Raw genomic sequence first — 20,463 nt, forward strand, 5'->3', positions numbered from 1 at the left:
GTGTCAGGCAACTTGGTCGGGTTCATATGAGCCCTTCGCGCGGCCGCCTGAAGCACATACGGTGATGAGCGGCGTTTCCTCACTCTGTGGAAGACACGTTCGTGGATCCCTACATCCAGATATGACTCGTGGCGATGATCTAGGAAAGAACTCAGGAAGTCGCGTGATCGACGCGGAAGACCCGTTTCGTGGCTGCGACTACGCCACGGTCGTCGTGGAGCTCGAGCGCTGTCCGCAGCGTTTCGTATCCGCGTGCCAGCTCGACAAGGTCGGCGTCGAGCCCCTGATGTGCCACGCTCACGTGATAGCTGAGTGACGGCCCTGATCGGGCGATGATCTCGACGAGCACGGGATTGGGGCAGGCGTGCAGGATCAAGGTGAAGAAGGCCTCCGCGGCGCTGGTGATCGCGGGCACATCGCCGACCCGGAGACTGTCGATCACGGCATCGGCCAGCCGTGCAAGCTCGGCTCGGGCGGAATCGTCGAGGCGCGGGAGAGTCATCAGCGTCGCACCGGCGAGCAGCACCCCGATGGTCTGCAGCGTCTCCAGCGCGTGCTCCGGTCTCGGGGTGATAACCGCCGAATACGATTGCGGCGCGGTGTGCACGAGACCTTCCATGCTCAGGGTCTGAAGCGCCTGCCTGATCGGGGTCCCTGACACCTGCAGCCATTTCCGCAGTTCGGCCTCGTCGAGCCTCTCACCGGGAAGCAGGACACCAGTGAGGATCGCGTTCCTCAGCTGCGCGTACACACGGTCGCGCACGAGTTCACGGGCGGATTCGGATCGGTGGGCCGGCTCTGGAATGGGCATCAGGAGCCAACCCCTCGCACCACAGCATCAGGCTGCTCGATCCGGAAGACCTGCTTGGTCGCATCGGCGACCGCCTGCGGGTCCCCCATCGCCAGGGCATCGCGCACTTGCCGATAGGCCGCCGCCGCCTCTTGCCACTGCACCCCCAGAGCGCGATAGGCCACGACGACGTAGTAGGCCCGGGCTACCAGGGTCCGTTGAGCCAGCTCGACGAGGACATGATTGGGGCACGACTCCATCAAATGCGTGTAGTAGGTCTGCGACGCAGCGAGCGAGCCGTCGATGTCCTCGTTCTCCAGCGCTACGAGAAGCTGCTCGACGTCGTGGACCAGTTCGTCCTGCCGCTCCTGGTCGAGCGTGCCCAGCGTGAGGTCGAGGATTCCGAGAAGGAAGATGCCGATCGTCTGCAGGTGCAGCACGGCATCGTCGACACGTGGCTCGATCACACGCGTGTAGGACTGGGCCGCGGTCTCGACGAACCCTTCCACGGTCAGAGCGTGCAACGCTTGCCGGATCGGAGTCTTCGACATCCCCAGCCAGGCTTGCAGCTTGTCGTCGTCCAGTCGCTCGCCGGGCAGGATCGTCCGCGCCAGGATCGCCTTCCTCAGGGCCTCATACGCGCGATCGCGCGCCAGCACACGCACTGGCGCGTTGCTCGATGCCCCGGGTACCGGCATCGGTGCCTCCTCACGGCTCGACCTATCCCCATGGTATCGAGGGGATACCCCAACTGGAACTTTAATCTGGATTAAAGTCTCAATTAGCCCATATACTGCACGGCACAGGAAGAAATTCGCGGAGGCCATCGTTCCCCCGACGGTGTTCTCCTGAGCGAGGGGCTCGGTTCGGGTCTCGGCATCCTGTACGGGGTCCTGCGTTTCGGGTACGCAGGACCCCAATCCTCAGCCTCGATCACCGGGAGAGGAAGCCACGATTCTCACCGACTGGTTCCTCCAACCGCTATATTGCATGAGCGAAATACTGACCTCGGTAAGGTCACGTCCGACTAGCGTTCCACGTTGGCACCACGCCACGCGCCCAACGCCTTTCGGAGCCGACCGCCCGGATCATTCCGCGCTACAGTCCGGCCCCATGTTGGTGTCGACGCTGAATCGCGAATCGTGATCACTCCCCGGCCGGTCGACCCTTCTACGGGTTGGTGTCAAATTGGTCTGCCGGGCCCACCTGACGAGGCGGGGCGGGTGTGCTGTCCTGCCCTGATCGTTTTTCTTGCCGTACCGGAACAAAGATCGAGAGCGGGCCGATGGCAACGTGGCTCCCCGGAGGGATCTGTTGCTAGGCGCAGTCTGCAAATAGCGATCGGAGGGAACCGCGCTGACGGAGATCGCTGTGATCGGCCGCCGGATCGGAAAGAAGACAACAAGGAGTACGAGTGATTCAACCACCGTTACTCCCTCAGTCCTGGCTGAGACGGGTTCCGCGTGATTCATAGACTCCGAGGCCAAGGCGGTCCGGGGGTTGCCACGCCGTATTCGTCGACAGATCTTCCGGCGATTTGGTTGTCGCGATTTTTTTCGCGCGCCGGCTGATTTCCGCTCCACTCCGGCAAGTCAACCTACTTTCCGACAGCGCCGCGAACATGGCCCCGCGTGTTCTGAGCAGCACGGCCAGAAGCACGCCCGACGAAACTGTTCGCGGCTTGGTCATGTCATGAAGGCCACGCTGCTTAGAGCCGTTGGGTCGGGGCCGCGACCGCCCGCGATGACCGTCAGGGTCCTACTGCGCCACGGTGTACGGCCCCCCTCCTCCGATTATGTGCTCTTGCTCGGCGTCGTTCTCTTTCTGGTCGGATTTGGCCTCCTGATGGTGTTGTCATCGTCTTCGGTTGATTCGCTCTGGCAAAGACGGGTTTTTATGGCAAGTTCGTAAGCCAAAGCGAATACGCCGGTCTCGGTTTGGCTTTCATGCTCGTGGCATCGAGACTTCCGGTGAAGTTCTGGAAACGCTGGGCATGGCAGTTGCTGCTGGCCACGGCGCTCCTGCAGATCTTGGTTGTCGCATCCCCGCTCGGAGTGCGCATCAACGGTAATCGCAACTGGCTTCAGATATCCGGGGTGCCTACGATTCAACCATCCGAGGCGATCAAAGTCGCGGTCGCGGTCTGGCTGGGAACCTTTGTCGCTACGAAGATCCAGAACGTTCAGCACTGGCGCAGATTTCTGTTGCCCGCCAGCATCGTGACCGGAAGTGCGATCGCACTCGTCACCGTCGGCGGCGACCTCGGGACAACGATGATCCTGGCTGCCATGGTTCTGGGTGCGCTCTATTTCGCCCGGACCCCTCTCAAACAATTGGCGTTGACCGCAGCGGTGGAAATCGGTATCGCTCTCCTGGTTGCCCTCTCGCGCGCGAACCGCGTCACCCGCATCCTTTCCTTTCTGCATCCTGCCGCCGCCGACCCGACCGGATCCGGTTGGCAGGTCTTGAACGGAGACTATGCGTTAGCGTCTGGAGGGGTATTCGGCGTCGGCCTCGGCAACTCGCATGCCAAATGGGACTGGCTACCGGCAGCCGACACCGACTTCATCTTCGCCATCATCGGCGAAGAGTTGGGGCTCATCGGTGCAGCAACAGTCCTGGCACTGTTCGTACTCTTGGCGCTTGTGTTCGTCCGAATCATCCGGCGCAGCACGGACGTCTTCGTCATCACCGTGACCGGCGCGATCATGGTTTGGATCATTGCGGAAGCGTTCGTGAACATCGCCGTTGTTCTCGGCATGCTTCCCGTCCTCGGCGTCCCTCTGCCGTTCATATCCTCGGGCGGCACCGCCCTCGTCAGCACTTTGATCGCCATAGGTATCGTGTTGTCCTTCGCACGCGACCAAAACCGTCCCGGGCAGCTTGGCGCAACGGCGACGCGGGCTCACTAGCCTGCCGACTGTCTCTCACCGTTGCGAGACCGGCCCGATCGCGACTACTCCGTCGGTCGCGATGGTTGCCATCTATTGTCATTCGGTGAGAATTAGTCTTAGCAAGCGATAAAGTTGGGGGGATGGTGGATACGCGCGAGACCAACGACGCACAATCGAGTTCGATGCGATCACTCGAGCGCTCCCTCGACGTTCTGCGCGTGCTCGAACAGAGCATGACGGCCAAGCGGTTGAGCGAGATCGCGCGCGAAGCGGGGCTCCATGTGGCAACAACCCAGCGCATCCTGAATGCGCTAGTCAAGCATGATTATGTGCGGCAGGATGGCGTAACGTACGGCATGGGGCCCGCCTCACTTCTGAACGCTCACGCATTCCTCGTCTCGTTCCCGTTGCTGCTCGTCGCAACACCGATCCTGCAAGAATTGGCAGCCTCAACCGAGTTCACCTCGTCGCTCGCGATCAGGGCCGGGTTCTGGCAGGTCATCCTGGTGCGGATCGAGGGCACGAGACCACTGCGCTACCAATTGCCCATCGGCGAGAAGCTTCCGTTGCAGCTCGGCGGCGCGCGTGCCCTCGCAGCAGCGATGGATGACGACGAGGTCACCGCGCTACTGGCCGCGGTCGGCGAGATCAAGACGGCCGCAGGTGACATCGTCGACCCTGACGAGTTCCGTGCCACCCTGCGCCAGATCGCCGCGGACGGGTACGTGCGCGGCAGCAGCCAGCGCGAGCGCGGGGCCGCATCAATCGCCGTCCCGATATTCGACCGCGACGGCTCGACCATTGCGTCGATTCAGCTCTCAGGCCTCGAAGAGGACTTCGCGACCTCGAACGTGCCGGCGCTGGTCGCCGAGATGCAGCGAGCGAGTGCGGCCATTACTCGCCGCATTCCGTAAAACAGAAGCTTGGCAATCCCCCTTGACAGCGGCATCCGCCGCCCCGTAAGTTTTGCCTAACGCCCCGTGATAGCTCTTATCGCACAATGATAATGGGGTGGGAACAGACAAGGGAGTCTCGCATGTCAGAGCTGTTGCTCGCCACCGGGTTCGGCCTTGTGGTCGCGTCGGTCCTCGCACTGTCAGCCGTCGGACTGAGCCTGCAGTTCGGCATCACCAACTACATCAATTTCGCGTACGGCGACTTCATGGCCGTCGGCGCGTACGTGGCCTGGACGCTGAACACAGGTCCGCTCCACGCGAACATCTGGGTCGCGATGCTTGCGGGGGGCCTGTCCGTCGGCATTCTCGCAGTCTTGCTGAACCGGTTCCTGCTGGCCCCGTTCGCAAGGCGGTTTCAGAAGCTCTTCTACATCCTGATCGTGACGTTCGGCTTGTCGCTGATCCTGCTGAACCTGGTGAGCTCGATCTGGGGCACAGAGGTCCTGCACTACGACGTCTCGAACCAGACGCCGTTCCACGTCGGGCCGTTCCTGTTCACCACCGATCAACTGGTGGTGATCTTCATCGCCCTGGTCGTCATGGTGCTGATTCACCTGATGCTGACCATGACGCGCCTCGGCAAGTCGATGCGGGCGATGTCGGACAACTCGACGCTGGCCATGACCAGCGGAGTGGACACAAAGAGAATCACAACGCTGACCTGGTTCATGTCGGGGGTGCTCGCAGGGATCGGTGGCACCATCCTGGGTCTCACCCAGGCGAGCATCACACCGGGCTCGGGCGAAACCTTCCTGTTCGTGATCTTCGCGGCCGTGATAGTAGGCGGGGTCGGCAGCATCTACGGCGCGATGGTGGGAGCTGTGATCGTGGGCCTCGCGACCGAGCTCTCCGCCTTGGTGATCGATCCCTCATACAAGCTCGACGTCGCGTTCGTCGTACTCATCCTCGCTCTGCTGTTCAGGCCGAACGGCCTGTTCGCCCGTCCCGGAAAGGCGTAGCCCGTGTCACCCCTCGTCTATTACCTCTTCACGCTCATATTCTTCGTCCTTGCGTATTGCATCCTCGGGTGGGGCCTCAACCTTCAGTTCGGTGAAGGCGGCATCCTCAACTTCGCTTACATCGGGTTCGTAGCCATCGGCGCCTACGTGACCGGGGTCACCAGCATGGGGCAGCCACAGCCAGGGTCCAGCCAGAAATGGATTCTCGGGTGGACACTGCCGTTCCCGGTCGGGCTGATACTCGGGGCCCTTGCGTCGTGCGCGTTCGCCGTCCTGGTCGGGGCGATAGCCTTCCGTCGGCTGCGCACGGACTACCTTGCCATGGTTCTGATTTCGATGTCGCTGGTGCTCTACGACATCATCAACAACTTCGTCCCGCTGTTCAATGGGGCGGACGGCCTCACGAACGTGCCCGAGCCGTTCGCCGATGTCATGGGCCTCGACACGAACACCTTCGTCCCCTTCTTCACCGCTGTTGCTGCTGTTATCGCACTCATCATGTGGTGGCTCATGAGCCGGATTACCCGATCGCCGCTGGGACGCACACTGCGCGCCATCCGCGACGATCCCGACTCGGCCCAGGCGCTGGGCAAGAACGTCTTCAAGTACCAGATGACCGCGATGCTGGTCGGGTCGTTCTACGCCGGAATCGGTGGCGGTCTGCTCATCGAGTTCTCTGGCGCATTCAACACCAGTGCCTGGCTTCCCGGCGAGACCTTCCTGATCTTCGCCGCCGTGATCGTCGGTGGAATCGGCAACAACAAGGGGATGATCCTCGGTGCTCTCATCGTGCCAGTGCTCTTCACTCAGTTGCCGAAGTTCATCCCGGATGTTCCTGGCCATCCAGGGCTGGTCCTGAACATTGCGGCCATTGCCATCGGTGTGCTCCTGATGGTCACGCTCTGGTTCCGTCCCCAGGGGGTCATCCCCGAGAAGAAGCGGCTCAGCGGACTGAACGCCGGTGAACAGGCCACGGGCCTGCGCGCCCTGCGCTCCGGCCAACGAGCATCAGCGAAGGAGTCACTGTGACATTGACAGCAGAAACGACCGCGGCCGACCGGTCGACCGAATCTGCCGCGCTGGCCTGCGTCGACCTTCACAAGTCGTTCGGTGGGGCCAAGGCCGTCAACGGTGCGACCTTTGCCGTACCCGAAGGCAGTGTGACAGCCCTCATCGGTCCGAACGGCGCAGGCAAGACCACCGTCGTCAACATCCTGTCCGGGGCGATGGCGAGCGACACGGGGTCGGTGACCATCGGCGATCAGGACGTCACTCGACTGCCCACACACAAGCGCGCCGACCTCGGGATGGTCCGCACGTTCCAGCTCTCGCGCGAGTTCGGCGGCCTGACGGTCTTCGAGAATCTCATGGTCGCGGCCCGCAGGCAACGCGGCGAGTCTCTCATCGATATCTACTTCCGCCCACGGCTCGTTGCCTCGCAGCAGAAGGAGATCACGGCCAGGGCGGCCGCCGTGCTCGCCCAGTACGGGCTGTACGAGGTGCGCGATGAATGGGCGCGCGCTCTCTCCGGCGGCCAGAAGCGATTACTCGAAATCTCTCGGGCTGTGATGGCGGAGCCGAAGATCCTGTTGCTCGACGAACCGATGGCCGGAGTGAACCCGGTGCTGATCGACAGGATCGGCGACCACATCCTCGACCTCCGGAAGACCGGTGTCACGGTGATGATGGTCGAGCACAACCTCGCGGTTGTGGAGAAGATCTGCGACCACGTCATCGTCCTGGCCGAAGGCCGCACCCTGGCCACCGGCCAGATGAGTGAACTGCGCGACAACACTGAGGTTGTTCGCGCGTACTTGGGAGGGGTGCTCGATGGACGCATTGACAGCTGAGAACATTTCGAGCGGCTACGGTCGCTCTCCGATCGTACGAGACGTGAGTCTGTCGGCGCCGTCAGGAAAGATCACGACCATCGTGGGCCCGAACGGGGCGGGAAAGTCGACGTTTGCGAAGACGCTCGCTGGCATCCTCCGTCCGAGTACAGGTCGGATCCTGGTGAACGGCGTGGACATCACGCGAGTACCCGGGCATCTGATCCCTCGCCACGGTCTGAGCTATGTGCCGCAGAACGACAACGTCTTCAGGACGTTGACGGTGAAAGAGAATCTCGAGGTGGGCGGATATCCGTCGAAGGGCGACCCCCGAGAGCGCATGCTGCAGGTCTTCCGCGTCTTTCCCGACCTGCAGAAAGCGCAGGACAAGAAGGCGGGCAACCTCTCTGGCGGCCAGCAGAACCTCCTCGCCATGGCGCGAGCGCTGATGGCCGAACCGTCCGTGATCGTCCTCGATGAGCCGACGGCGGGTCTGTCTCCCGCCTACACGGACATCGTCTGGACGCAGATCGGCAGAATCGCGGGTGAAGGCACCGCGGTTCTCGTGATCGAACAGAACGTCGAGCGTGCCCTCACGCATGCACAGTTCGTCCACGTGCTCGTTGCCGGCACAAATCACGCGCACGGGCCGGTAGAGGAGATCGCGAAGCTCGACCTCGCCGGCATCTTCCTCGGCCAAGACCGGACCAACAGTTCTGCCAGTACGACCAGCACCATCAGCTCCATCAATCACTGAGAGAAAGAGGTACAGCAATGAACCCACTCACAGCGCGCACGCGACGAAGCCGTCGCCTCGCGCTCGGTGCCAGCATTATCGTCACGTTCTCGCTCGCCGTCACCGGCTGCTCGAGCACGGGCGGATCCGACCCGCACGCCAAACTCACGATCGGCGAAATCTTCCCGTTCACCGGCGGGAAGTCGATTCTTTCCGACTGGGGGACCCACGGCGTCGGAGCGGGAATCTACGAGGTGAACCACAATGGCGGCGTGATGGGTCACCAGTTGAAGACGGCCAGCGCCGACGATGCCGCTGACTCCGTCGACACCCTTCCGGCATTCCGCAAGCTGATGCTCGACAGTCCCGTCGCGGTCATCGGCCCCTTCTCGCCGACGATCGAGGCCGTCATCGGCAACTTCGGCGCGAACCACGTACCGGACTTCATGATCGGCGGAACGACAGCCCTTGACAAGATGAAGTACCCCTACGTGTTCCGCGTCACCTCATCGGACTCGAACGAGTCCGTGGCCATGGCCTACTACGCGGCAAAGACGAAGGGGTTGAAGACGGCGTCGCTGATCTTCGACAATTCGGCGAACTCGCAAGGCTTCATCGCTCCGTTGACCGCGGCGTTCAAGAAGCTCGGCGGCACCGTGCAGAGCACCCAGACGATCGTTCCCGGCCAAGGCTCCTACCGGTCGGAACTGTCAAAAGCGTTCGCGGGCCATCCTGATGTGATCTTCTCGTCCTTCGACACTCAGACGGCGTCGACGCTGTGGGCCAACGCAGCGCAACTCGGCTATCTCGACACTCCCTGGATCGGCGACGACCTCCAATCGTCGAAGGCATACGCCACGGCGTTCGGGCCCAAGGCGCCGACCAACCTCTTCGCTGCGGTCGCAGCATCGCCGAGCGGCAACGGATACGCGCACTTCCTCGCCGACTACAAGTCCGTCTACGGGCCGGTGCAGCCATTGCCGACAACGTTCAACGAATACGACTCGATCGTTATCGCCGCGTTGGCCATGACAGAGGCGAAATCGACCGACCCGAAGGTCTGGGTCACTCACGTCAAAGATGTCGCGAGCCCTCCGGGCACCCAGTGCACCGATTACAAGGCATGCGTCGCGCTCCTGACTGCCGGGAAGCAGATCGACTACCAGGGTGCCGGTGGCGATGACAACTTCAACGCCTACCACAACGTGTTCAGCGGCTTCTCGGTCGTCGGCTTCAATTCCGACCTCACGAACACCGATGGCACATACGTTACGCCTGCCCAGATTTCGGCCAGCGCCGGCTGAGCGATGAGTTCGTGCGGCGGACGCCGGGATACAGGTGTCCGCCGCACGGCTCAGCTGAACTCTTGCTCCCCACCATCCGGTCCCTGACGTCCCCGACGAAGGAGAATCATGAACGACCTTCTCGACGGCGTGAGAGTACTCGATCTCACCACGATCCTCGCCGGCCCATTCGCCGCCTACCAGCTAAGCCTCATGGGCGCCGACGTGATCAAGCTCGAGATCCCCGATGGCGGCGACCCTGCTCGCGACCTCGGCAGCGAAAACCCGCAGCACATCCCCTCGATGGGCCCTTCCTTCGTCGCCCAGAACGCAGGCAAACGCTCCATCGCCGTCGATCTCAAAACCCCTGGCGGACGCGAGATCTTCACTCGCCTGATCCAAGAGTCGGACGTGCTGCTGGAGAACATGCGACCAGGAGTGCTCGGCCGCCTCGGATTCCCGCCCGAACGCATTCGCGAGATCAACCCGCACCTGGTCTACTGCGCTGTCTCAGGCTTCGGCCAGACCGGGCCGATCGCATCGCGCCCAGCATACGACCAGATCATCCAGGGCCTCGCCGGCATGATCGACGTGACAGGCTTTCCCGAAACCGACCCGGTACGCGCAGGCTTTCCCATCGCCGACACACTCGGCGGGTTCGCGGCGGCGATGGCGATCTGTGCTGCTCTCGCACGGCGCGGCGAAGAACGTGCCGGATGCTTCCTCGACGTCTCGATGCTCGAAACCGCACTCACAGCCATGGGCTGGGCCGTCTCCGACTATCTCGTCGGCGGCCGTCCGTCGCGCCGACGCGGCAATCACAACGTGACATCGTCCCCGTCGGGGACCTTCCGGACAGGCCGCGGACAACTGAACATCGCCGCCAACTCGCAGGCGCAATTCGAGGTCCTGTGTCGCGTCTGCGCGTGCGAACACCTGATCACCGACTCCCGGTTCAGCACCCGTGGCGATCGAAAAAAAAACCGCGAGGCGTTGACCCTCGAACTCGAGGAATCGTTGGCGGCTCGAACGGCCATCGAGTGGGAGCACCTCCTCTCGGAAGCAGGCGTTCCCGCCGGGCGCGTTCTGACCGTGGAAGAGTCTCTGGCGCAGCCCCAGGTCGTCGCGCGCGGTCTGGTCCACGAGATGGAACTGCCCGCATCCGGCGGCCGCATGGTGAGCCTCGTCGGCAGTGGCATCCACGTCGACGGGACGACGCTGTCCCCCTCCTCCCCGCCACCGCTGCTGGGCGAACATACCGATGAGATCCTCACAGAGCTGGGCTACTCGCCCGAGCAGGTTGCCGCCCTCCGCGCCGAACGGGTGCTGAGTCCCGCCATCCGAAAGGTCTCCCATGTCTTCTGACCGTTACCCCCGCGTGCGGATCGTTGAAGAGGGCATGCGCGAGGGCATGCAGATCGAGAGCGCATCTATCAGCAGCGCAGACAAGATCGCACTGCTGGATGCGCTCTCACGGACCGGCCTGGAGACGATCGTCGTCGGCTCTTTCGTCAGCCCGGCCTGGACCCCCCAGATGGCACACGTCGATGAGGTGGTCGCCGGTTTCACACCCGTCGACGGCGTCACCTACACAGCGCTCGCCCTCAACCAGCGCGGACGCGAGCGGATGCGGGACTTCATGCCCCCGCTCAGCCTGCCCTCGGACGCGCCACGCACACTCGTGCACCTCTGCGACGTCTTCGTCAGACGCAATTCCAATCGCTCGCAGGCCGACGAGATCGCGGAATGGCCGCGGATCGTCGAGCGCGCGGTCGCAGAAGGCGAAACGACGGCGGGCATCGGCATCAACGCTGCCTGGGGGTCGAACTGGCTCGGCCGCTTCGATGAGGACTACCGCATGGACATGCTCGAACGACAGATGCGCCTGTGGACGGACGCGGGCATCATCGTCGACCGCGTGTGGATAGGCGACCCGATGGCGTGGAACTTGCCCGATCGTGTCGAGTCGCAACTCCTGGCGATCAAGGAACGCTGGCCGCAGATCACGACGTTCCACCTGCACCTCCACGATGCCCGCGGCGTCGCACTGGCGTCGGCCTACCAGGCCATCCGTTGCCTCGGCCCCGATGACACCTTGGTCATAGACACCTCGGTCGGCGGAATGGGCGGCTGCCCGTACGGTGGCCACGGACGGATGACCCGCATGATCCCGACCGAAGATTTCGTGGACCTGCTGTGCGAGCTGGGCATCCCCTGCCCCGTCGACCAGGACGCGATCATCGAAGCCTCGCTGCTAGCCGAAAAAGTCGTCGGTCACGAACTGTGGGGCCACCTCTCGCGGGTCGGCGCGCGCCCCCGTGGCGACCGCCTGTACCCGGTCGACATGCCCTTCGTCGAAACCAAAGAGCAAGCCGAGCACTTCCGCCGGGGACCAGCGGCATACGAAGGCGCCCGCTCCCCCTGGAAGTCGCCTGTCACGTCGCCCGTGCGAGATGCGGTCGAAAACGGCCAGGACCCTAGCCAGGCTGCACACGACTTCGCGACGACCGTTGTGCAGACAGGCATCCGTTGCTTGACCTAGCTAACCCGCCGCTGGGCAGCTCTCCTCACTTTAAGAGGTCCCTCGGAGCAGACTGATTCTCAGCGACGCGCATCTCATCTTCGACGCAAGCGCCGACCCTGACTAGAATCGCAATCCAGAATACGACAGCGTCGCCATGCTCGACGGACACATCGAGTGCCCCCCGTCGCGAAGCTTGCGATGGGACGCAGCCTGCGCGATCCGATCCAGCTCCCGCCAGCGCCGAGCACATGAAGCCTCTGCATGACCGCTCCGCGCCACGTCAAACGCTACCGTGCCCACTGTCTTGTCTGAGCCGACGCCACATGCACAACGTCTGGGGTTGCGCCCCGCCGGCAAACGACTACCGTCGAGGCCGTCCGGCATTAAACCCATGAGCCGAACACAACTGCAACACCTAAGGAGCAACGATGACCAGCTCACGCGATAACGAACCGATTGGCGAGTTCGACCAGACAAACGGAAAGGCGCCAGGTCTCGAAGGCGACGACGACGGAGCACTCACCGGCGACAACCAAGAAAAGCACGGAGTCTTGACCGACCTAGTCAGAGACGAGGCAACCAACTTCCACGACCGCGACGCCGACGGAGATACAGACGCTGAGACCCCCTATAGCGAGGAGGGTCGCGCCTGAGGCGGCTGGCAACCTAGCAGGGTTCGCCCACGGCTGACGGGGACTTCCCATGCCATCGATTCCCAGAACGACGGCCGCCCGGAGCGACACCGAGATGCTGCCCGATGCCCTGCGGGCACCACGAAGAGAGCCGCCCAGTCGCCTATGTGACCGGACGGCTCGAGCGTTCAATGCGTGGGTGTGACTAATTTTCGGCCTACGCTGCGGTGTGCGTGGCCACGCCCACCGTCGCGACGGCGGCCGCGAGGCGCATTCCGACTACTTGGAAGGGGAGCAGAATGCCCCCGCCGAAGATGATGAACGCAAGCGGAACGTAGATTGCGATGAGCCAATCTTGGTTGAAGTCCGTGATGAAGGGACCGATGAAGATCTGGGCGACCACGAGCACAAAGAGCGTGATCGTCCGCCCAAGAAACGATCGGTGCGAGTTACGCAGGGCGACAATCGTGAAGATCATCGTGACCAATGCGAGACCCGCAACGACGTCGGCAACAGTCCCATTCGCGTCAATCCACCCGTCACGGTGAGTCTGCGAGACGAATTCTCCCGCCAGGACAGCTTGGGCGAAGATCGAGAGCGATGTCGCTGAAACGAGAGCGATAAATACGTTCAGGGTTCTCAGCGTGGGTGTGTTCATGATCGCCTCCCTTTCTCTGGCCTACTTGCTGTCGATGACGACGACGGTTTTGCGAATGAAAGTGTCTTCCACGGCCGAGTGAAGGAGAAAGTCGGCCACGTTGGCGCGAGACGTTGACGGGAGGATCGGCAGTTTCTTGACATCCTCGAGTGCGGCTGCGGAATAGCTCGAGCTGTCCCGGTCGTTCAATGCGCCAGGTAGCCAAGCGTCCATTTCAGCTCGCTGGCCTTCAATAGCAATTCCGACGCGGCTTTGTCTGCGTACGTCTTGCGCAGCGCAGTGCGGAATATCAGACCGGCCAGGAGCGAGGCCTTGGCGAGAGAATCTCCGACTCCGAATGCGGACACGATCACGAACCGGTCCACGCCTGACGTTTTCGCGGATGCGACGACGGCGCGGACTGTATCCGTGACCAAGGTCGGGGTTTCGCGGACGTTGTTGGCTCCGAGCGTGCTGATGACCGCATCGTGGCCGCGGGCCGCCGTCGCGATCACTGCGGCATCGGTGACATCGCCGCTGACGATCTGAGCGCGCGGGTCAACGTTCGCGTCGGCCCTCCGAACGAGGGCGGTGACCTCGTGCCCCTGGTCGAGTGCCTTTTTGACGAAGGGGACGCCGGTGCGATCGGTTGCTCCAAGGACTAGAAACTTCATATTGTTCTGCTTTCTATTGGGGATTTGGCGTGCGTGATTTGCGGCCGTCGGGCAGGGGTGCCCGTTCATGGTGCAGCCGTGGATAAGGGCGCTAGGAAAGCAGTTGCCCAGGCAGGGCAATTTCGTTCGGAGTCGAATCCACGATCACGCGCGCCCGGCGGCGAACGATCGGAGATAGGCGATGGCAGCGTCGAGGGAGGCCTCAAGGGGCGCTGTGTCCTTTTGTGTCTTGCACAGCAACAAGCCCCCTTGGACGCTAGAGAGAATCGCTGCTGCGACGATGTTCGGCTCGATCTCGGCCCGCAGAAGGCCCTCCGTCCGCATGGCAACAATTCCCTGCTCGAAAGCCTTCTCCCACCGATCAAAGCTGTCGACCAAAATCGACCGGGCCTCTTCGTCGAAGTCCGCCATTTCATTCGCGATCGATCCGATCGGGCAGCCGCCCGCGCACTGATTATCGAGCTGCATGGCGACCATGTGGATCCGCCACATCGACCACGCGTCCCAGCTATCGAGGCTGAAAGGAGTCAGTTCTGCCAGCACCGAGTCGGTCTGGCGTTCGATGACCGCGCTGATTAGAGAGGACTTATCGGCGAAGTAGTGATAGATCTGGGACTTTCCAACGCGCGCCGCAACCCCGACATCGTCCAGGCTCGTCCGAGCCACACCGCGCTCGAAGACGAGAGCCGCAGCCGCGTCCACGATTCGAGCACGCGTGGCCTGCCCCTTCGAGGTCTTCGGGCCCGCGCTCACTTCGGTAGTCGACACGCCTGAAGGCTAACCCGAATGTACTCAGTAGTACATTTTCTTGATCATTGGTCATCCGTCGACAGGCGCCGTCCATTACAGACGTCGTCCTACACCGCGATCAATACGCAATGGTTCGTCAGCGGCAAAGCAAGTCGCCGTAGGCGATTCCGGTGTGGATCGTCCTAGTCGTCGCAGTCGAGATGATCATCGGCGGCATCCTCCTGCTCAACAGCCATTGAGCGGAACCCATCTAACCTTCTGCCATGATTGCGCCATGACCGAGCCGGACAGCAGGAGCCCTCGCACTTTTCCCGTAGTCGTCTATGGTCTCGCGTTGGGGGTGGCCGTCCTCGGACTCGTGGCGCGCGTCGTCAGCGCGCATGACGAGGGCAACAGCTGGCTCGACGTGATGGGGATGCTACTTATCATCGGGGCGGGAATCGTCGTTCTGCTGTTCGCCCTGTCCGAGATGTTCGCGTGGCTGGATCGGGTCAGGACACGCGCACTTAGACGCCTCTATCCGACCGCGTTCATCGCGGAAGTCGCGACCGACTCGACGTTAGTCTCACAGGCCGACGCGTTCTCGATGCAGTCGACCGGCAAGCGCACGCGCCTTCGCCCCAGCGCCTACGTCAGTATCGTGGCCGACCGCGAGGCGGTCCGGTTCTTCCGCGGTTCTCACAACCCTCGGCAGGTCGCAGCGTTCAGGTCTGCCGCTGTCCGCCGTGTCGAACTCGGTTCCTCTCAATCGGGCGCCCGGATGGTCCCGTGCCTCGACATCGTCTTCGAGGATGGGACCGCCCATGGACGGCTCAGCGTCCATCTCATGCGCTTCGGGCGCGTGTTGCCGGGGTTCGTTCGGAACGATTCGTTGGCCGACGCAGTTCGTGGGTTCCGGACGGCCTCAGGCGTCGAGTGAAGGCGCAGCCGGCGCTTGTCGTCAGCTGGCCATGAACCTTTCGGTGGTGCTGCACCGAGTGACCGTTTTTCAGCGCGAGCCGGTGCCCGTCTTTCCGTTCGTGCGCCCGAAGTTGCGGGCGAGGGCGAGCATCATCGGGTACCCGATCGCGTAGCACGCCAGCGCCGAGGCGAAGAGCGCGGCCGGTGAGATCGCGACAGGCTCCGTGGCCGCGACAAATGCGATGACCCCTGCCGCGATGGAAAGAAGCACACCGAGAACCAGCAGGATCGCTCCGGTGACGCTCACAACCCAGGTGCGTCGAGGGACAGCGGCGCGCAGGTCGGCGATGCGCGGTCGCGCCGGGGCTGTCGCTGATTCCTCTTCTGCTTTTGCGTGGGCGACCACCTTCAATGTGGATGCTGGGCCGCGCTTCATCAACCATTTCGGGACGGCAGCGCGCTCTCCGTTCACGCGATAGTCGAGATGCTCACCAGCCAGGCGGGATGCCTTGCCGCGCAAGCGTTCAGAGGCAACGAGGGACACGACAAACGCAGGGACGAAGACGAACACCGTGATCGCCGACGTCACCACCCAGACGATCGGCGGAGCCTGCAACGTGGCGTTTACGATCGGCGTGCCAACGACCCACAGCACGAGCGACCAGGTGCCAGCACTCCACACCCGTTGCGCCGCCCGCAGCGCTCGCGCGGAATCCTCACCGAAGACGGAACCCGGCGATGGGTTCGTGGAATCCACGTCCATCGTTAGCGCTTCGCCGGATCGAGGTTCAGGTGCGTTCCCGAGATCGCACCCGGGTGCGCATAGTCGGCCTGCGTCCAGCCCGGGTTGAGGTACTCGAGGTCGTCGATCGAGATCCCGAAGCGGGCCGCGATGTCGGTATAGGTGTCGTCGACGGCGACCAGGTAGGACGCGGGCACCCCGCTATTTGAGGTGACGACGCCCCGCGCGCCAGATCGCGCGCCGAAATCGGTCGGACGCAGCGACGGTCGTGGGTTGGCAAGCGTCCAGGTGAGCGGTGCCGTGGCAATGCCCTTGAGGTCGCAACCCTCGGTCCCAGCAGGGTCGTTCTGCGCGATGGTGAGTGCAACGAAGTTGCTGGGGTCGGTCCAACCAGGTGGACCCGACGGCAACAGGGCGGTGAGGATGCTCTCAGGAGCTGCTCCGGGGCCGATCCACGCGTAGGCAGCCAGGTCGCATACCGAGGTTTCCTGTTCGTTGAGCAGGAGCAACACCTGGCCCTGATGCCTGGTTGCGAAGTTCGAGACGGTGATGCTGAAGAGCCCGTCGGTCTTCTCGATCTTCACTGACCCGGTGGTTGCGTGGTCCGGGGAGGTCAGCGTTCCGGTGGCGACGGTCACCGAGGTTGTCGCCACGGCCTTCGTCGCCGGCGCGGGATGCGCCGCAGAGGTGTGCTCGGCGGGAGTGAGGGCCGTGCACCCGGCCAAGGCGACCGTCACCAGCAACACAGTACCCGCCGCCGCGGTGGGAAGAGCCCTTCGGGCTGCGTCGCCAGAGAACCCGTTCACACTAAGGAATGTCCGGGGCGACGGGTTTGGTTCCCGTTCCCGTTCGCGATCTCCGGATCCGCCTCTGCCGTCAGCCTTCGAGGACATATCCTGCATCCTCCAACGCTCGCTTGATGCGACCGATGCGGAACCAGTTGCTGGCAGTGGCGGAGCAGGTGCCGCCGCCGAGCTCCCACTTGATCCTGACGTACCCGGGCCCACGTCGAATGGATTGGATCGCGCCTCGAGGAATCCACGCCGAGGTGCCGAGCGAGCGTACAAGTATCCCGTTCTCGTAGATGTCGAATGCCCGCGGGAAGGGCCAGCTGGTGTTCACCGGTGAGAAACCGACACGTACTCCGACGCCCGGCGGGGCGAACGATGCCAGGAGGGGTCCACGGACACTCTCATGGGCAGAACTCTGGTCGCTCACGGTTCCTTCCGCTGCCGGTCGATGACCCGGTTCGATCCCGGGTCGACACCGACGGCCATTCCGCTCGGGATGTCTTTCACGGTGAGCGTGAATCCGCCTGGTGCGACGGCGTACGAGAGCGCCATGTACGGTGCGAGCTTCGAGTAGGTGGCGCCGGGCGAGGTCACGGTGCCGTCTGGTGCGACGCTCAGGGCGGACGGCAACATCCCTTGGGTCTGCTCGTAACTCAACGGTCCGCCGAGCATGAAGACGACATGGACGAGGTTGGCGTGTAGCTGGTTACGAGGGTCGATGTTCGCGTCTTCGAACGGTGCGACTACCCGGACGTTCGGGGCAGGTGCTGGTAACGCCCCGGCTTGCACGGCAGGCGCGCCCGGTGGGATCGGTGCGACCGCAGCGGTTATTGGCTGAAGCGTCGGGAACGCCGGGACACTTGCCGGGCTGTAGAACGCAATCAGGGACCAGACGCACAGCACTGTCCCGAGAACGCCGAGGAGGCCGCCCGCGCTGGACAGGAACAGGCTCCCGCCTGCTTTGCGGTACCTGCCCGCGAGGACGACAGCGCTGATCCCGATGGTGGTGAAGAACCAGCCGGTGTAGCCGGGTCTGCTCGTCGTCGCCAACGGCAGGAACGCCGATATGAGGCCGAGCATCACGGCGACGAGACCGTTCAAGGGGCGAGGTCGTGACCGGGCCTGTCTCAACGCCTGCGCGGCGGGCTCAGTCCAGTATCCGGCCGGTGACCAGTCTCTCGGTCCGCTCACGTTTCCCCCAATGTCGACAGCCCCGTCGACATGTCTAGCGGGTGCGGTGCGGTGCGTTCGACCCCCAGAACGGCCAAGCCGCTCCCCTTGGACCTTCAAGTGGGTAGAAACAGAGAACGGGGCGCCTTCCGTGAAGAAGACGCCCCGCCCGGGGGTGCAGGTCTGTTAGTTCGTGAACGTGCTCTTGTTGTATCCGAAGCCCGGGTTGACGTCCATGACGAGGTGGGCCGGATCGGCGACCGAGTATGCCTCTTTCCAAGTGGTGGACTGGCCCGCCAGGATGGTCGTCGTCGGTGCATTCCCGATGTCGCCACCGACGTCGAAAATCGAGTCTGCTTCGGTGCCGCCGGATGACAGGGACGTGTAGACGAGCGGATCGTAGTTCTTGGCGGTGCCGTTCTTGACGGTGATAGTGAACACGATGTTCTTCGCTTGGGTTGCTCCGGCCGCGGAGTCGCTCGGCGTGAACGGGGTGGGGGTGCTCACCGTGATGGCGAGGCCGTCCTTGTAGGTGACGGTCTGCCCGAATTTGAAGTTCGTGTCGGCGGGTGCAGCCGACGGCGCGGCGGAGGCTCCGGCCGCGGCGCTGGCGACCGGCTTGCTCACTGTGTCGTCGACAGCGTTCACGAACGCAGCTGCGTAGGCCACGATCAAGATGATCGACAGGACCCCTGCGACGAACGAAAGGATTGTGCCAGTGATGGCGATCGGCTTCGAGGCGCGCTTCTGGAAGATCGCGACGATTCCCAGAGCAAGACCGACGAGTGCGACGAACGCGGCGAAGAAGTTGACGAACGGGATGAACGCGAGAACGAAGGCGATGATGCCGAGTACTAGCGATGTGACAGCGAGGCCGTTGGTCTTCTCTTTCACGAGGGTCACTGGGATGCCGGGAGTCGGCTCCCCGTAAGGCGGGTTCTGGTAGGTTGCGACTGGCGTCTGCGTGGGTGCTTGCTGCTGCACCGGGTAGGCGGGAGGTGCCGGTGGTGTGGGCGGCATCAGTGCGGCGGGCGGCTCGACAGGTATGGTTGGCGGCTGCTCTGATTCGGGCTGTGTGGGATCACTCATGGTGTTGAGCCTGTCAGTAACCTGTGACAACCCTTAGCCCCAGTTCGGGCTTGCGGATTGCGGAGCTCCGACCTCGAGGGCAGAGGCTATTCGTCGGCGATGGGCGTATTCGCGCGGGCTGCCATGTTCAGATCCATCGGGACCGGCTTGTCTACGCTAACGAGACAGGCGCAGGCCGAGGTGAGTGTTTGGTGCCCCAGTTCGGGGCGAGGTTGTGGTTGGTCTGTGAGTGGTTACGGGCAGCGAGCATCACCATCCCCGCCCGATCGACGCGGACAGTACGCTGAGGCGTTCCCGCCGCCAGTCGACCCCCGGACACAGGTCAGGTTCGGCAGGAAGCGCTGATGGTCGGGGGAACAATTCGTATCTTGTAGCGGCCGATACTGCCGGGGCTAATTTACGGAGTCTCTGCGGGTTCTCCGGCGAAGGTGCGCCGCGAATTAGGCGTTCAGCCGAACAAGGTCTGCAGGAGCCTCGGCGTGTAGGTCTCGGGTCCGGCGTTGTTCCAGTCCGAGGCGAGCCAGACGCCCCTCCCGAGGAACTGGGACTCGCCGATTGACACTCCAGTGTGAGAGTCGTCCGTCAGGCACCATTCGCCGTCGTACTCCGCGCTGCACCCCCAGCCGAGTTCTTTCAACCGCGTGAGCGCAGCTTGCCTCGTCGCGTCATCGACCTGACGCAGCTGAGTGGTGAGGAACGTGGTGCTCGGGCCGGTGGCAGGCGCCCAGTCGCAGATCACGCCCGGATCGGCGGACAACATGCCTGCCAGCGTCGGGTCGTAGGTGCCGAATCCATCAGCGATGGATCGCAGTGTGCCCGGCCCGGACTTCCAGGCCGGGTTCAGCTTCAACGAACCGTCCGGCGAGACGAACGTCTCCAGGCCGCGGAAGAGTCCGTTGCAGTCAGCCGGCAGCCCATCGACGATACCCGGCGTCGTGACTGGTGCGGCTGCGGCAGCCGCGGCCGAGCTCCGGGATGGGGTCGGCGCGCCTGCGGCTGGCGCACTGCAACCAGCAAGAGCAAGAACCACGATGCAGAGAACGGTGGCGGAGGAAAGCTTCACACCGCCGACAGTACCCGACATGCTTGCCGCCCGAAGAAGCCTTG

22 protein-coding genes are annotated in these 20,463 nt (G+C 63.3%); 11 read left to right on the top strand and 11 right to left on the bottom strand.

What is annotated here, in order from left to right; translation table 11 throughout:
- Positions 1-151: 151 nt before the first annotated feature.
- On the bottom strand, positions 152-811 hold the full coding sequence (locus G3T36_RS02335) for a GntR family transcriptional regulator (protein ID WP_163287800.1): 660 nt from the start codon (positions 809-811) through the stop codon (positions 152-154).
- Positions 811-1,488 carry a GntR family transcriptional regulator gene (locus tag G3T36_RS02340; protein WP_163287801.1) on the bottom strand — a complete coding sequence of 226 codons (678 nt, stop codon included), beginning with the start codon at positions 1,486-1,488 and terminating at the stop codon, positions 811-813. The genes G3T36_RS02335 and G3T36_RS02340 overlap by 1 nt, the downstream gene beginning before the upstream one ends.
- A gap of 1,248 nt (positions 1,489-2,736) precedes the next feature.
- Here G3T36_RS02340 and G3T36_RS02345 point away from each other — a divergent pair.
- The 10 genes from G3T36_RS02345 to G3T36_RS02390 all read left to right on the top strand — a co-directional run bounded on the left by G3T36_RS02345 (position 2,737) and on the right by G3T36_RS02390 (position 12,624).
- Positions 2,737-3,702 (top strand): peptidoglycan glycosyltransferase FtsW, encoded by a 966-nt coding sequence (locus tag G3T36_RS02345; protein WP_240148230.1) that lies wholly within the window; start codon positions 2,737-2,739, stop codon positions 3,700-3,702.
- Between the two features lie 122 nt (positions 3,703-3,824).
- Positions 3,825-4,598 carry an IclR family transcriptional regulator gene (locus G3T36_RS02350; RefSeq protein WP_163287803.1) on the top strand — a complete coding sequence of 258 codons (774 nt, stop codon included), beginning with the start codon at positions 3,825-3,827 and terminating at the stop codon, positions 4,596-4,598.
- A 122-nt stretch (positions 4,599-4,720) separates the two neighbouring features.
- On the top strand, positions 4,721-5,599 hold the full coding sequence (locus tag G3T36_RS02355) for a branched-chain amino acid ABC transporter permease (RefSeq protein ID WP_163287804.1): 879 nt from the start codon (positions 4,721-4,723) through the stop codon (positions 5,597-5,599).
- Between the two features lie 3 nt (positions 5,600-5,602).
- Positions 5,603-6,628, top strand: coding sequence for an ABC transporter permease subunit (locus G3T36_RS02360; protein ID WP_163287805.1), 1,026 nt, complete (start codon positions 5,603-5,605; stop codon positions 6,626-6,628).
- The gene (locus tag G3T36_RS02365) at positions 6,625-7,449 is read left to right on the top strand and encodes an ATP-binding cassette domain-containing protein (RefSeq protein ID WP_205244987.1); all 825 of its coding nucleotides are present in this window, start codon (positions 6,625-6,627) and stop codon (positions 7,447-7,449) included. The genes G3T36_RS02360 and G3T36_RS02365 overlap by 4 nt, the downstream gene beginning before the upstream one ends.
- Positions 7,430-8,185 (top strand): branched-chain amino acid ABC transporter ATP-binding protein, encoded by a 756-nt coding sequence (locus G3T36_RS02370; protein ID WP_163287806.1) that lies wholly within the window; start codon positions 7,430-7,432, stop codon positions 8,183-8,185. Before G3T36_RS02365 ends, G3T36_RS02370 begins: the two co-directional genes overlap by 20 nt.
- Positions 8,186-8,202: 17 nt before the next feature.
- Positions 8,203-9,468, top strand: a complete 1,266-nt coding sequence (locus tag G3T36_RS02375) for an ABC transporter substrate-binding protein (protein WP_163287807.1) — start codon at positions 8,203-8,205, stop codon at positions 9,466-9,468.
- Between the two features lie 108 nt (positions 9,469-9,576).
- A complete protein-coding gene (locus G3T36_RS02380) occupies positions 9,577-10,812 on the top strand; it encodes a CaiB/BaiF CoA transferase family protein (protein ID WP_163287808.1) in 1,236 nt (411 codons plus the stop codon).
- Positions 10,802-11,989 (top strand): hydroxymethylglutaryl-CoA lyase-like TIM-barrel protein, encoded by a 1,188-nt coding sequence (locus G3T36_RS02385; RefSeq protein WP_163287809.1) that lies wholly within the window; start codon positions 10,802-10,804, stop codon positions 11,987-11,989. The genes G3T36_RS02380 and G3T36_RS02385 overlap by 11 nt, the downstream gene beginning before the upstream one ends.
- 410 nt (positions 11,990-12,399) lie before the next feature.
- The gene (locus G3T36_RS02390) at positions 12,400-12,624 is read left to right on the top strand and encodes a hypothetical protein (RefSeq protein WP_163287810.1); all 225 of its coding nucleotides are present in this window, start codon (positions 12,400-12,402) and stop codon (positions 12,622-12,624) included.
- 196 nt (positions 12,625-12,820) lie between these two features.
- Here the strand turns inward: G3T36_RS02390 and G3T36_RS02395 are convergent, their stop codons facing one another.
- The 3 genes from G3T36_RS02395 to G3T36_RS20075 form a co-directional block, all read right to left on the bottom strand.
- Complete coding sequence (locus tag G3T36_RS02395; RefSeq protein ID WP_163287811.1) at positions 12,821-13,261, bottom strand: hypothetical protein; 441 nt, start codon at positions 13,259-13,261, stop codon at positions 12,821-12,823.
- A 185-nt stretch (positions 13,262-13,446) separates the two neighbouring features.
- On the bottom strand, positions 13,447-13,983 hold the full coding sequence (locus tag G3T36_RS02400; protein ID WP_205244988.1) for an NAD(P)-dependent oxidoreductase: 537 nt from the start codon (positions 13,981-13,983) through the stop codon (positions 13,447-13,449).
- A 75-nt stretch (positions 13,984-14,058) separates the two neighbouring features.
- Positions 14,059-14,682 (bottom strand): LmrA/YxaF family transcription factor, encoded by a 624-nt coding sequence (locus tag G3T36_RS20075; protein ID WP_163287812.1) that lies wholly within the window; start codon positions 14,680-14,682, stop codon positions 14,059-14,061.
- Positions 14,683-14,938: 256 nt separating this feature from the next.
- Here G3T36_RS20075 and G3T36_RS02410 point away from each other — a divergent pair, with 256 nt between their 5' ends.
- Positions 14,939-15,583, top strand: coding sequence for a hypothetical protein (locus G3T36_RS02410; protein WP_163287813.1), 645 nt, complete (start codon positions 14,939-14,941; stop codon positions 15,581-15,583).
- A 69-nt stretch (positions 15,584-15,652) separates the two neighbouring features.
- Here G3T36_RS02410 and G3T36_RS02415 read toward each other — a convergent pair whose 3' ends face one another.
- The 6 genes from G3T36_RS02415 to G3T36_RS02440 form a co-directional block, all read right to left on the bottom strand.
- Positions 15,653-16,321 carry a hypothetical protein gene (locus G3T36_RS02415; protein WP_163287814.1) on the bottom strand — a complete coding sequence of 223 codons (669 nt, stop codon included), beginning with the start codon at positions 16,319-16,321 and terminating at the stop codon, positions 15,653-15,655.
- Positions 16,322-16,329: 8 nt separating this feature from the next.
- Positions 16,330-17,043: a LysM peptidoglycan-binding domain-containing protein gene (locus G3T36_RS02420; protein WP_163287815.1), complete on the bottom strand. Its 714-nt coding sequence runs from the start codon at positions 17,041-17,043 to the stop codon at positions 16,330-16,332.
- Between the two features lie 139 nt (positions 17,044-17,182).
- On the bottom strand, positions 17,183-17,524 hold the full coding sequence (locus G3T36_RS02425) for a hypothetical protein (protein WP_163287816.1): 342 nt from the start codon (positions 17,522-17,524) through the stop codon (positions 17,183-17,185).
- Complete coding sequence (locus G3T36_RS02430; protein WP_163287817.1) at positions 17,521-18,288, bottom strand: hypothetical protein; 768 nt, start codon at positions 18,286-18,288, stop codon at positions 17,521-17,523. Before G3T36_RS02430 ends, G3T36_RS02425 begins: the two co-directional genes overlap by 4 nt.
- A gap of 165 nt (positions 18,289-18,453) precedes the next feature.
- Positions 18,454-19,356 carry a DUF4190 domain-containing protein gene (locus G3T36_RS02435; RefSeq protein ID WP_163287818.1) on the bottom strand — a complete coding sequence of 301 codons (903 nt, stop codon included), beginning with the start codon at positions 19,354-19,356 and terminating at the stop codon, positions 18,454-18,456.
- Positions 19,357-19,804: 448 nt separating this feature from the next.
- The gene (locus G3T36_RS02440) at positions 19,805-20,419 is read right to left on the bottom strand and encodes a hypothetical protein (RefSeq protein ID WP_163287819.1); all 615 of its coding nucleotides are present in this window, start codon (positions 20,417-20,419) and stop codon (positions 19,805-19,807) included.
- Positions 20,420-20,463 lie beyond the last annotated feature (44 nt).

It is taken from the genome of Leifsonia tongyongensis, assembly GCF_010686705.1.
GTDB lineage: Bacteria > Actinomycetota > Actinomycetes > Actinomycetales > Microbacteriaceae > Diaminobutyricibacter > Diaminobutyricibacter tongyongensis.

Excerpts from the sequence above, each read along its gene's own strand:
- G3T36_RS02335 (WP_163287800.1), bottom strand. The coding sequence starts at position 811 with ATGCCCATTCCAGAGCCGGCCCACCGATCCGAATCCGCCCGTGAACTC.
- G3T36_RS02340 (WP_163287801.1), bottom strand. The coding sequence starts at position 1,488 with ATGCCGGTACCCGGGGCATCGAGCAACGCGCCAGTGCGTGTGCTGGCG.
- G3T36_RS02345 (WP_240148230.1), top strand. The coding sequence starts at position 2,737 with ATGCTCGTGGCATCGAGACTTCCGGTGAAGTTCTGGAAACGCTGGGCA.
- G3T36_RS02350 (WP_163287803.1), top strand. The coding sequence starts at position 3,825 with ATGGTGGATACGCGCGAGACCAACGACGCACAATCGAGTTCGATGCGA.
- G3T36_RS02355 (WP_163287804.1), top strand. The coding sequence starts at position 4,721 with ATGTCAGAGCTGTTGCTCGCCACCGGGTTCGGCCTTGTGGTCGCGTCG.
- G3T36_RS02370 (WP_163287806.1), top strand. The coding sequence starts at position 7,430 with ATGGACGCATTGACAGCTGAGAACATTTCGAGCGGCTACGGTCGCTCT.
- G3T36_RS02375 (WP_163287807.1), top strand. The coding sequence starts at position 8,203 with ATGAACCCACTCACAGCGCGCACGCGACGAAGCCGTCGCCTCGCGCTC.
- G3T36_RS02380 (WP_163287808.1), top strand. The coding sequence starts at position 9,577 with ATGAACGACCTTCTCGACGGCGTGAGAGTACTCGATCTCACCACGATC.
- G3T36_RS02385 (WP_163287809.1), top strand. The coding sequence starts at position 10,802 with ATGTCTTCTGACCGTTACCCCCGCGTGCGGATCGTTGAAGAGGGCATG.
- G3T36_RS02390 (WP_163287810.1), top strand. The coding sequence starts at position 12,400 with ATGACCAGCTCACGCGATAACGAACCGATTGGCGAGTTCGACCAGACA.
- G3T36_RS02395 (WP_163287811.1), bottom strand. The coding sequence starts at position 13,261 with ATGAACACACCCACGCTGAGAACCCTGAACGTATTTATCGCTCTCGTT.
- G3T36_RS02400 (WP_205244988.1), bottom strand. The coding sequence starts at position 13,983 with ATGAACGGGCACCCCTGCCCGACGGCCGCAAATCACGCACGCCAAATC.
- G3T36_RS02410 (WP_163287813.1), top strand. The coding sequence starts at position 14,939 with ATGACCGAGCCGGACAGCAGGAGCCCTCGCACTTTTCCCGTAGTCGTC.
- G3T36_RS02435 (WP_163287818.1), bottom strand. The coding sequence starts at position 19,356 with ATGAGTGATCCCACACAGCCCGAATCAGAGCAGCCGCCAACCATACCT.